This window comes from Curvibacter sp. APW13, assembly GCF_032337135.1.
Lineage (GTDB): Bacteria > Pseudomonadota > Gammaproteobacteria > Burkholderiales > Burkholderiaceae_C > Allorhodoferax.
Map to the genome: position 1 here is coordinate 395,515 of NZ_JAVXZZ010000002.1, position 11,805 is coordinate 407,319.

At 56.5% G+C, this 11,805-nt stretch carries 9 protein-coding genes and 3 tRNA genes; 11 read left to right on the plus strand and 1 reads right to left on the minus strand.

Annotated features, from left to right (window positions below; all coding sequences use genetic code 11):
* The first annotated feature begins 40 nt into the window (after window positions 1-40).
* The 11 genes from tig (at window position 41) to pbpG (ending at window position 10,904) form a co-directional block, all read left to right on the plus strand.
* Window positions 41-1,351: a trigger factor gene (tig, locus tag RQP54_RS10145; protein WP_315678149.1), complete on the plus strand. Its 1,311-nt coding sequence runs from the start codon at window positions 41-43 to the stop codon at window positions 1,349-1,351.
* Window positions 1,352-1,477: 126 nt separating this feature from the next.
* On the plus strand, window positions 1,478-2,107 hold the full coding sequence (clpP, locus tag RQP54_RS10150; RefSeq protein WP_409997550.1) for an ATP-dependent Clp endopeptidase proteolytic subunit ClpP: 630 nt from the start codon (window positions 1,478-1,480) through the stop codon (window positions 2,105-2,107).
* Between the two features lie 101 nt (window positions 2,108-2,208).
* On the plus strand, window positions 2,209-3,474 hold the full coding sequence (gene clpX / locus RQP54_RS10155) for an ATP-dependent Clp protease ATP-binding subunit ClpX (protein ID WP_315678150.1): 1,266 nt from the start codon (window positions 2,209-2,211) through the stop codon (window positions 3,472-3,474).
* A gap of 169 nt (window positions 3,475-3,643) precedes the next feature.
* Window positions 3,644-6,064, plus strand: coding sequence for an endopeptidase La (gene lon, locus RQP54_RS10160; RefSeq protein ID WP_315678151.1), 2,421 nt, complete (start codon window positions 3,644-3,646; stop codon window positions 6,062-6,064).
* A gap of 68 nt (window positions 6,065-6,132) precedes the next feature.
* Window positions 6,133-6,208 (plus strand) — tRNA-Gly (locus tag RQP54_RS10165).
* A gap of 80 nt (window positions 6,209-6,288) precedes the next feature.
* Window positions 6,289-6,362 (plus strand) — tRNA-Cys (locus RQP54_RS10170).
* A gap of 66 nt (window positions 6,363-6,428) precedes the next feature.
* A tRNA-Leu gene (locus RQP54_RS10175) sits at window positions 6,429-6,521 on the plus strand.
* A gap of 96 nt (window positions 6,522-6,617) precedes the next feature.
* Window positions 6,618-7,241: a DUF6806 family protein gene (locus tag RQP54_RS10180; protein WP_315678152.1), complete on the plus strand. Its 624-nt coding sequence runs from the start codon at window positions 6,618-6,620 to the stop codon at window positions 7,239-7,241.
* Between the two features lie 133 nt (window positions 7,242-7,374).
* On the plus strand, window positions 7,375-8,190 hold the full coding sequence (gene pssA, locus RQP54_RS10185) for a CDP-diacylglycerol--serine O-phosphatidyltransferase (RefSeq protein WP_315678153.1): 816 nt from the start codon (window positions 7,375-7,377) through the stop codon (window positions 8,188-8,190).
* Window positions 8,191-8,214: 24 nt separating this feature from the next.
* Entirely contained in the window at window positions 8,215-9,753 is a 1,539-nt protein-coding gene (locus tag RQP54_RS10190; RefSeq protein WP_315678154.1) for a 2-isopropylmalate synthase, read from the plus strand.
* A 167-nt stretch (window positions 9,754-9,920) separates the two neighbouring features.
* The gene (pbpG, locus tag RQP54_RS10195; protein ID WP_315678813.1) at window positions 9,921-10,904 is read left to right on the plus strand and encodes a D-alanyl-D-alanine endopeptidase; all 984 of its coding nucleotides are present in this window, start codon (window positions 9,921-9,923) and stop codon (window positions 10,902-10,904) included.
* A 72-nt stretch (window positions 10,905-10,976) separates the two neighbouring features.
* Here the strand turns inward: pbpG and RQP54_RS10200 are convergent, their stop codons facing one another.
* Complete coding sequence (locus RQP54_RS10200) at window positions 10,977-11,792, minus strand: IclR family transcriptional regulator (RefSeq protein WP_315678155.1); 816 nt, start codon at window positions 11,790-11,792, stop codon at window positions 10,977-10,979.
* Between the last annotated feature and the right edge of the window lie 13 nt (window positions 11,793-11,805).

The following is an 11,805-nucleotide window of genomic DNA, read 5'->3' on the forward strand; positions in this document are numbered from 1 at the left end:
TGGCGGACTGGACTGCCTGCAAGCATTTAGGAGATCCGAAATGGCTGTTACCGTTGAAACTCTGGAAAAGCTCGAGCGCAAGATCACGCTGACGCTACCCGTGGACACGATCCAGAACGAGGTGAATACCCGCCTGCGCAAGCTGGCCCGTACCGTCAAGATGGACGGTTTCCGTCCAGGCAAGGTGCCTATGAACGTCGTGGCCCAGCGCTACGGCTACTCCGTGCACTACGAAGTGATGAACGACAAGGTTGGCGAAGCCTTCTCGGTCGCCGCCAACGAAGCCCAGCTGCGTGTGGCCGGTCAGCCGCGCATTACCGAAGCAGAGAAGGCGCCTGAAGGTCAGGTGGCTTTTGATGCCGTGTTCGAAGTGTTCCCCGAGGTCAAGATCGGTGACCTGAGCACCGCTGAAGTGGAAAAGATCAGCACCGAGGTGACCGATGCAGCGATCGACAAGACGGTTGAAATCCTGCGCAAGCAGCGCCGCACGTTCGCCCAGCGCGCCCAGGATGCAGCAGCCCAGGACGGCGACCGGGTGACGGTGGACTTTGAAGGCAAGATCGACGGCGAACCCTTTGCCGGTGGCAAGGCTTCCGACTTCCAGTTCATCGTTGGCGAAGGCCAGATGCTCAAGGAGTTCGAGGATGCCACGCGCGGCATGAAGCTTGGTGAAAGCAAGACTTTCCCGCTGGCCTTCCCCGCCGACTACCATGGCAAGGACGTGGCAGGCAAGACTGCCGACTTCCTGGTGACCCTGAAGAAGCTCGAGGCTGCCCACCTGCCCGCAGTTGATGGTGAATTGGCCAAGTCCCTGGGCATCGCCGACGCCACGGTGGAAGGTCTGCGTGCCGATATCCGCAAGAACTTGGAGCGTGAAGTCAAGTTCCGTCTGCTGGGTCGCAACAAGGCCGCCGTCATGGATGCGCTGGTGTCCAAGGCTGAACTCGATTTGCCCAAGGCCAGCGTGCAAGCAGAAGTGGAACGTCTGGTGGCTGGTGCCCGCGAAGACCTCAAGCAACGCGGCATCAAGGACGCTGACAAGGCGCCGATTCCGGAAGACATGTTCCGCCCCCAAGCCGAGCGTCGCGTGCGCTTGGGTCTGGTGGTGGCTGAACTGGTGAAGGCCAATAACCTGCAGGCCAAGCCCGAGCAACTGAAAGCCCACGTAGAAGAGCTGGCATCGAGCTACGAGAAGCCCGCCGACGTGATGCGCTGGTACTTCAGCGATAACCGCCGCATGGCTGAAGTCGAAGCCGTGGTGATCGAAAACAACGTCACGGATTTTGTCTTGGCAAAAGCCAAGGTGACTGAGAAGTCCGTCGCCTTCGACGAGCTGATGGGCCAGAACTGAGTGGGAACGCCGGGTGCCACTGCGTGGCATCCGCCAAGGGGGTTGTGCTGAACTTGTTATTCTTCAGCCAACCCCTATTTTCTTGGTCTAATCACTTCGCATCCTCACCTTCCACTTGGAGACACAATGAACTACCGTGCCACGATGAACAGCGCTTTGGAAACCCAAGCCCTGGGAATGATCCCCATGGTGATCGAGCAGTCGGGGCGCGGTGAGCGCTCCTACGACATCTATTCTCGGCTACTCAAGGAGCGCGTGATTTTTCTCGTGGGTCCCGTGAATGACCAGACCGCCAACCTGGTTGTGGCGCAGTTGTTGTTCCTGGAGAGCGAAAATCCCGACAAGGATATTTCGCTTTACATTAACTCCCCAGGCGGCTCGGTCAGCGCCGGTATGGCGATTTTCGACACCATGAACTTCATCAAGCCCGATGTGTCGACGCTGTGCACCGGCATGGCGGCGAGCATGGGCGCGTTCTTGCTGGCCGCCGGCGCCAAGGGTAAGCGTTTTTCGTTGCCCAACTCCAAGGTCATGATCCACCAGCCTTTGGGTGGCGCCCAGGGTCAGGCGACCGAGATAGAAATCCATGCTCGCGAAATTCTGAAAACGCGCGAGCAACTCAACCGTATCCTCGCCGAGCGTACGGGCCAACCGTTGGAGCGTATTGAGCGCGACACCGAGCGCGATTACTACCTCTCGGCCGACGAGGCCAAGGAGTATGGCTTGGTTGACAGCGTTATCGCCAAGCGCGCTTGAAGTTGGCGGGTGTTGCGCCCGTATTGCGGTACCTGTCCGTGCGAGGGTGCCACCCGTGATTAGCTATCATTGCTGCAAATTGTCTTGAAGGGCGCGACGAAATGGCCGAGAAAAAAGGCGCATCCAGCGAAAAAACTCTGTACTGCTCGTTTTGCGGTAAAAGCCAGCATGAGGTGAAGAAACTCATTGCAGGTCCGTCGGTATTCGTGTGTGACGAGTGCATCGAGTTGTGCAATGAAATCATTCGCGACGAGCTGCCGGCGACCGTCGAGGGCAAATCGGCCAAGAGTGATTTGCCGACCCCGGCCGAACTCAAGTCCAACCTGGACAACTACGTTATTGGTCAGGAACCTGCCAAGCGGACCCTGGCGGTGGCGGTATACAACCACTACAAGCGCCTGCGCCACAAGGATCAGGCGCGCAAAGACGATGTTGAACTGACCAAGAGCAACATCCTGCTCATTGGCCCCACGGGGTCGGGTAAGACCTTGCTGGCCCAGACCATGGCACGCATGCTCGATGTGCCGTTTGTGATGGCTGATGCCACCACCTTGACCGAAGCTGGCTATGTGGGCGAGGACGTTGAAAACATCGTTCTAAAGCTACTGCAGAGCTGTAACTATGACGTCGAGCGGGCACAGCGTGGCATTGTCTACATCGACGAGATCGACAAGATTTCGCGCAAGTCCGACAACCCATCGATCACTCGTGATGTCTCGGGCGAAGGTGTGCAGCAAGCCTTGCTGAAACTTATTGAAGGCACCATGGCCAGCGTTCCGCCCCAGGGTGGTCGCAAGCACCCGAATCAGGATTTCGTACAGGTCGATACAACCAACATCCTGTTCATCTGCGGTGGCGCTTTCGCGGGATTGGAAAAAGTGATTGACAACCGCACCCAGTCTTCTGGCATGGGTTTCGGGGCAAGCGTCAAGAGCAAGGAGCAACGCTCGCTGACCGAGGTGTTCAGCGAAGTGGAGCCTGAAGACCTGATCAAGTTTGGCCTGATTCCGGAATTGGTTGGGCGTATGCCGGTTGTGGCAACCTTGGCCGAACTGACCGAGGAGGCCTTGGTGCAGATCCTGACCGAGCCCAAGAATGCGTTGGTGAAGCAGTACGCCAAGCTGCTGGCCATGGAAGGCGTCGAGTTGGATGTGCGTCCGAGCGCCCTGACGGCCATTGCCAAGAAGGCCTTGGAGCGGAAGACAGGTGCACGGGGACTGCGTTCCATCCTGGAGCATGCCCTGATAGACACCATGTTTGAGCTGCCCAACGTGGCCAATGTGGAACGGGTTGTGATTGAAGAGGCAACCATCAACGAGTCCAAGCCTCCATTGATGGTGTACCGGGAATCCGCCAAAAAGGCGTGATTCGCAGACGCGATGTGGTCGGGGTGTCCCCCCGACCTGACCCCGCATGAATGGGGCTATGGGGCATTTGATTCGCCCTTTGTGGTCATTGGTGTGTCGTCATAATCAGACGGCTTGAAATTTTTTTTGGTTTGACCATATTCGTCAGGCATATACAAAAGGTATCTCTATGTCCGGCCATCCTTCTCTTCCAGCCACTCCGATCGACTTGCCGCTGCTGCCGTTGCGAGATGTGGTCGTATTCCCCCACATGGTCATTCCCTTGTTTGTGGGCAGACCCAAAAGCATCAAGGCATTGGAAGCCTCAATGGAAGCCGATCGCAAGATCATGCTGGTGGCGCAAAAAGCCGCAGCCAAGGATGAGCCATCGGTTTCCGACATGTTCGACATGGGCTGTGTTGCCTCAATCCTGCAGATGCTGAAGCTGCCAGATGGGACTGTCAAGGTACTGGTCGAAGGTCAGCAGAGGGCTGGTGTGGCTCGCATTGAGGAGGGTGAGAGCTACTTCATGGCCAACGTGCTTCCCGTCGATGGTGCCGAGCCTTCGACGGAAAAGAACAGTGAGATAGAGGCGCTGCGCCGCGCAGTCATGCAGCAGTTTGACCAGTACGTGAAGCTGAACAAGAAAATCCCACCGGAGATTCTTACGTCCATTTCCAGCATTGACGACGCAGGGCGCCTGGCTGACACCATCGCCGCCCACCTCCCGCTGAAGCTGGAGCACAAGCAGGAGGTACTGGGCTTTGTGGCGGTCAAGGATCGCCTGGAGTGCCTGCTTGACCAGATCGAACGCGAAGTCGACATCCTCAACGTCGACAAACGTATTCGCGGTCGCGTCAAGCGACAGATGGAGAAAAACCAGCGCGACTTCTACCTGAATGAGCAGGTCAAGGCGATTCAGAAGGAGTTGGGCGAGGGGGAAGACGGCGCCGACCTCGAAGAGATCGAGAAAAAAATCAAGGCTGCCAAGATGCCCAAGGATGCCTTGAAGAAGGCAGAGGCAGAGTTCAAGAAGCTCAAGCTGATGTCGCCGATGTCGGCGGAGGCTACCGTGGTGCGCAACTACATCGACGTGCTCACGGGGTTGCCTTGGTCGACCAAGACCAAGATCAAGCACAACTTGGCAAATGCGGAGGCTGTGCTGAACAAAGACCACTATGGCCTGGAAAAAGTCAAGGACCGCATCCTGGAATACCTCGCGGTCCAACAACGGGTCGACAAGGTCAAGGCACCGATCCTGTGTCTGGTCGGCCCCCCAGGGGTCGGCAAGACGTCGCTGGGCCAGTCGATTGCCAAGGCCACGGGTCGCAAGTATGTGCGCATGGCATTGGGTGGCATGCGCGATGAAGCGGAAATCCGTGGGCACCGCCGTACCTATATCGGTGCGATGCCCGGTAAGGTATTGCAGAGCCTGACCAAGGTCGGCACCCGCAATCCCTTGTTCCTGCTCGACGAGATCGACAAGCTGGGAACGGATTTTCGTGGCGACCCCAGCAGTGCCTTGCTGGAGGTGCTGGATCCGGAGCAGAACCACAAGTTTGGCGACCACTATGTGGAGGTCGACTACGACCTCAGCGACGTGATGTTCGTTGCAACCTCCAACTCGATGAATATCCCGCCGGCGTTGCTGGACCGCATGGAAGTGATTCGCCTGTCGGGCTACACCGAGGACGAAAAGGTCAACATTGCCCAGACCTATTTGCTGCCCAAGCAGATGGAAGCCAACGGTGTCAAGGACGTTGAGTTGGCGGTAGAGGAGGCCGCAGTTCGCGATATCGTTCGCTACTACACCCGCGAGGCGGGAGTACGCTCGCTCGAGCGCGAACTGTCAAAGATTTGCCGTAAGGTCGTCAAGGGTCTGTTGCTGAAAAAGTTGCAGCCGAAGGTCCTTGTCAACGCTGAAAATCTTCACGATTACCTGGGTGTACGTCGCTTCACTTATGGTCGCGCCGAACAACAGAACCAGGTCGGACAGGTGGTGGGATTGGCCTGGACTGAAGTTGGGGGGGACCTGTTGACCATTGAGGCAGCGACCACTCCAGGCAAAGGCGGGATTACTCGTACCGGCTCCTTGGGTGATGTCATGAAAGAGTCAGTAGAGGCGGCCCGTACCGTGGTGCGTAGCCGGGCTCGACGACTGGGCATCAAGGATGATGTGTTTGAGAAAAAGGACATTCACATCCACGTACCCGATGGTGCGACGCCCAAGGATGGTCCGAGCGCGGGCGCAGCCATGGCCACTGCGTTCGTGTCTGCGCTTACTGGAATTCCTGTGCGGGGCGATGTCGCGATGACTGGGGAAATCACCCTGCGTGGGGAAATTACGGAGATCGGTGGACTAAAGGAAAAGCTCTTGGCAGCACTGCGTGGGGGCATCAAGACTGTGTTGATTCCGGAACAAAACGCAAAGGACCTTCAGGAAATCCCTGGAAATGTGAAAGACGGGTTGGAGATTGTTCCAGTGCGGTGGTTTGACCAAGTCTTGGAATTTGCTCTGACATCTGCGCCGGTGCCTCTCCCCGAGGAAGAGGCGCCTGCGGTTGCGTTAGCAGCAGGTGCCACTGCCGAGGTCGAGGCAGTCAAACATTGAATTGTGACGTTTTTTTGGAGGCAATGCAAAATTCTTCCAAAACTACACTATAATTTCTGTATTGCAGCGCGGGATTAGCTCAGTTGGTAGAGCGATACCTTGCCAAGGTATAGGTCGAGAGTTCGAGCCTCTTATCCCGCTCCAAGTTGAAAAAATGGGAAGCTATGCTTCCCATTTTTATTGAGTTGAAAGTCATCGCCATGGTTGTGGCTTTCATCTGAGAGGGCGCGATAGCAAAGCGGTTATGCCCCGGATTGCAAATCCGGTTAGACCAGTTCGACTCTGGTTCGCGCCTCCAAATTGTTCTTGAAAAGCCCCGTGAAAACCAGTTCGCGGGGCTTTTTTGTTTCAGAATAGCCGCTGTGCCCGAGTGGTGAAATTGGTAGACACATCGGACTTAAAATCCGCCGCTTCGTGCATAACGGGCGTACCGGTTCGACCCCGGTCTCGGGCACCAACAATTCCTGTGCGATTGCAGGGCGAGCGCGCTCATTTCACAACGCACGGGGCGCGATGTACACGCGTAGCTGTGCGCTACTTTGGGTAGATCTTCATGTCACGTTTTAATGCCCCCTTTGAAATTCATGTCCACGGGCAGGTGCCCTTGGTGGCCGGGGTCCAGATGAAGCAACTTGCGACGGCGCTCAAACCGATGTGGCAATACGCAGGCGCAGACACCTTGGAGGCGGGCGCTGCCAGTGCCTACGAGGAGGAGCCGGGCATCGTATTCAATCGTCAGGAGGGTTTGCTGCAGCTGTGCTGGACGGTAAGGGGCGATGAGGACTTTCGCCAGGTGCTTGACGAAGTGTGCATGAACCTCAATGACATTGCCGCCCAAGGGGCTGCGCTGGAGGTTAGCTTTTACGATGCCGACTTCGACGAAGAGGAGGAGGACGATGGCACTGAGGCGCGCGATGACTTTGTCGTACTGTTTGTTGGACCCACTCCGGCGGCGATCATGCAGGTACAACGGGACATGTTGGTGCAGGATGTGATTAGTGTGATGGAGCGGCACTTTGAAGCGACTGAGTTGCAAGGCGTGGTAGCGGAAGTTGACAAGCTTTTTTCACAGCGCTTTGACGCGTTGGTGAGCTCGCTGGAGCTGGGTAAACCCCCTCGCGGACTGGGGGGGAGTGGTGGGCATGGGGGGGGGCGCAAACCGCGTCATCTTCATTGAGGCTACACACGGTGCATCGTCTGTGCGAGCACCAGACGATGCAAGCCTGGCTGCAGGATAGTGCAGTATTACACTTGCCGCAGCGTGCAAGACGATATTTGTAACGGGTGGAAGTACCCCATGAGGAGAGTCAATGCAGTGGTCCGATGATGCTGGCGTCAATGACGTGGATGGAATGGTGGTGCGCAAGCGACGCAAGGGCATTTACATTCTTCCCAACCTCTTCACGCTGGCAGCACTGTTCTGCGGGTTTTACGCCATTGTGATGGCGGTCAACGGGCGATTTGACTTGGCGGCATTGGGCGTCTTCTGCGCCATGGTCTTAGACAGCCTGGATGGCCGGGTGGCACGCATGACAAACACCCAAAGCGCGTTCGGGGAGCAGATGGACTCTTTGGCCGACATGGTGTCTTTCGGGGCTGCTCCGGCACTCATCTCCTACATCTGGGCCTTGCGCGACCTTGGGCGCTGGGGGTGGTTCGCCGCATTCGTCTATTGCGCCTGTGCGGCACTGCGGTTGGCACGCTTTAACGTCAACACGGCGGTGGTGGATAAGCGCTACTTTCAGGGATTGCCGTCGCCAGCCGCTGCCGCTTTGGTTGCGGGCTTCATCTGGTTGTCGACGGACTTGGGGAGAAGCGGTGCGTCGCTGGCGTGGCCCATGTTCTTTGTCGCCTTGTACGCGGGGCTGACCATGGTGACCAATGTGCCATTCTTCAGTTTCAAGGACATCGGTATGCGAAAGAGCGTACCGTTTGCGGTGATCGTGTTGATCGCCCTGGTCATTGCCTTGATCAACATTGACCCGCCTACAGTCATGTTTGGCATTTTTGTGTTGTATGGCGTCAGTGGATATGTGGTCTACAGTGTGCGCAAGGCTCGCGGGGTACAGACCAGTGTGATTTCCACGTCTACGGACGAACCCGATGAACGGGGACTGCACAAGTAGTGTGGCGTGCTGCAGGAGGTTTTTATGTCTGAGAAGCTGATTATTTTTGACACTACCTTGCGTGACGGCGAACAGTCACCGGGTGCATCAATGACGCGCGATGAAAAATTGCGCATCGCGCGGCAACTCGAGCGCCTGCGGGTGGACGTCATCGAGGCAGGGTTTGCGGCCAGTTCCAATGGTGACTTCGAAGCTGTGCAGTTGATTGCCAACCACATCAAGGATTCGACGGTGTGCTCCTTGTCGCGCGCCAATGACCGCGACATCGCACGTGCGGCTGAAGCATTAAAGAATGCAGCCCGTGCGCGAATTCACACGTTCATCGCGACTTCTCCCTTGCACATGGAAAAGAAGCTGCGCATGAGTCCGGAGCAGGTACTGGAGCAGGCCAAGCAAGCGGTTCGATTCGCTCGCAATCTGGTGGCCGACATCGAGTTCAGTCCTGAGGATGGGTACCGCAGTGAGCCTGATTTTCTTTGCCGCGTGCTTGAAGCAGTGATTGCGGAAGGCGCCACTACCATCAACGTGCCGGATACAGTGGGGTACGCGATTCCGGAGCTGTATGGCAATTTCATCCGTGAACTGCGTGAGCGGATTCCCAATTCCGACAAGGCGATCTGGTCGGTGCATTGCCACAATGATCTCGGCATGGCGGTAGCCAATTCCCTGGCCGGTGTGAAGATCGGCGGAGCACGCCAGGTCGAGTGCACCATTAATGGATTGGGGGAGCGCGCGGGCAATTGCAGCCTCGAAGAGGTGGTCATGGCGGTAAAGACCCGTAAGGACTATTTTCATCTCGATGTAGGCGTCGACACCCGGCACATATTGGCGGCCAGCCGCATGGTCAGTCAGACCACCGGCTTTGTGGTGCAGCCTAACAAGGCTGTGGTTGGAGCCAATGCGTTTGCCCATGCGTCGGGGATCCATCAGGACGGCGTACTCAAGGCCCGTGACACCTACGAAATCATGCGCGCCGAAGATGTGGGTTGGACGGCGAACAAGATTGTGCTGGGCAAACTCAGCGGTCGCAACGCTTTCAAGCAGCGTCTGCAAGAGCTAGGGGTGCAGATGGAAAGCGAGGCCGATGTCAACGCGGCCTTCGCCCGTTTCAAGGAGCTCGCAGATTTGAAGAGCGAGATTTTTGACGAGGATATTCTTGCGCTGGTCAGTGAGGAAAGTCACGAGCACCTGCATGAGCGCTACGGGTTCGTTTCACTTTCCCAGCGCAGTGAAACGGGTGAGCGGCCACATGCCTGCGTGGTGTTCACGGTATCGGACCAAGAAGTGCGGGCTGAGTCCGACGGCAACGGACCGGTGGATGCCTCGCTGAAGGCGATCGAGTCGCAAGTGAATAGCGGAGCGGAAATGGTGCTCTACTCGGTCAATGCGATCAGCGGATCGACCGAGAGCCAAGGCGAAGTGACTGTGCGATTGCAAAGCAATGGCCGGGTTGTGAATGGCGTGGGTGCTGACCCTGACATAGTGGTTGCTTCTGCTAAGGCCTACCTCAGTGCGCTGAACAAACTGCATTCGAACGTTGAACGCGTGGCTGCGCAGGGGTAGTCTTCTCAGACACTTCATGAACAATTTTCTGCAAGTACTTGATCAATAAGTACTTTCTTTCGTACACTAGGCTAGTCCCAGACTTGCTTGCTGGGTGAGGTGTGGACAAACAATTGCAGGGGATCAATTTGAGAACACTGATTGTGCGCGTTGGCGTTGCCTGGTGTATGGCATTGGCAGTGTCCGTGGCCACTGGCGCAACGCCCAAGAACCAACACAAGAAAGTTGCCAAGCCTGTTAGTACCCTAACGAAAAAAGTAGGGAAGACGCGTAAAGGCGCTGTGTTGGTCTCTGCACATAGGCCATCCTTCGCGAAGGTCGCGGGCCTTCATGGAGGTGCAGATGGCTTGGCGTTGAAGTCTAGCGTTGCGTTGGTGGTCGATCAGGAGACCAATGAGGTTCTTTACCGTAAAAACGACCAAGCCGTGCTTCCAATCGCCTCAATCACCAAACTCATGACTGGCGTCTTGATCAGCGAGGCGCGATTGCCGATGGACGAGTCCATCACCATATCCCAGGCGGATGTGGATACGGAGAAAGGTAGTTCTTCTCGTCTTCGGGTGGGAACGCAATTGACCCGCGGTGAATTGCTGCACCTTGCGTTGATGTCGAGCGAGAATCGTGCGGCCCATGCGCTGGGTCGTACCTACCCTGGTGGTCTGCAAACCTTTATTTCACTCATGAACTCGAAAGCTCGGACTCTTGGGATGAATGACACGCGATATGTCGAGCCAACGGGGCTTTCCAGTCAGAATCAGTCCAGCGCACGTGATTTGGCGGTATTGGTGAATTACGCGTATGGGGATCCGTTGTTGCGTGAGTTGTCTACTTCGCCCAATTATCAAGTGGAAGTGGGAAGCAGAACCCTGCAATACAACACGACCAATCGTCTGGTGAAAAGCCCCGATTGGGATATCGGCCTGCAAAAAACCGGGTACATCTCCGAGGCCGGACAGTGTTTGGTGATGCAAGCCAAAGTGGCTGGACGCAAGCTGATCATGGTTTTCCTGGACTCTGCGGGTAAGTTGAGTCGCATTGCGGATGCCCAGCGGGTGCGTCGATGGGTTGAGTCAGGCCCCGCCGGCACAGGAGTCAAGTTGTCGGCGTTGGAGCGTTCGGACTTGCGTATGGCCATGACGCTTCCCAACTGAAATAGAAAAGGCGCCGGAAGGCGCCTTTTCTATCTTTGGGTATCGTGTCTGGTCTTTCAGTCAGGCTGGGATTTAACTTCTTGCGCGGGCATTGGGCTGATGCCCAAGTGTTTCTGAAATCGTTTGGGCGGCTTCGCGCAGTTTTGGCAGCCACGCTTCGTCCATGCGCCCACTGGGGGCAGAGATCGATAGCCCCCCCACCAACTTGTTCTGATCGTCGTAAATTCCGGCTGCCATGCAGCGCACACCCAGCTCCAGTTCTTCATTGTCATGTGCGTAGCCATATTGGCGTACACGTGAAAGCTCGCGCTCCAAATCCTCGATGCGGGTGAGACTGTTCTTCGTATGGCCGTGCAAGCCTGTACGGGCTGCATAGGCGCGTATGCGCTGCGGTTCATCAGCACTGAGAAAGAGCTTGCCGACCGAGGTCAGGTGCAATGGTGCTTTGCCTCCGATCGCGCGCACCACTTGCATCCCGGAGCGCTCACTGAATGCTCGCTCGATGTACACAATTTCGTCACCAACACGCACACTGAGGTTGACTGGTTGCTGGATCAGCTTGTGCAACTCACGCATGGGAGCCAGGGCTGCGTCACGGATATTGAGCCGCCCTTTAACCAAATTACCCAGTTCCAACAAGCGCATACCCAGTCGGTAGGTGCCGGACTGTGGGCGGTCCACAAAGCGTCCAATAACGAGGTCATTGAGAATGCGGTGGGCCGTTGAGGGGTGCAAACCAGCTTTGTCGCTGATCTCTTTCAATGTCATGGCCTCTTCGCGTCCTGCAAGAATATCTATCAACAGGAACATCCTCTCCATGACCTGAACCGATGGAGTGGCTGGAGGGCTGTCGTCTTTTGTGTTGCTTCTTTTTGTGGTGTTTGTCATTGATAGATACCGC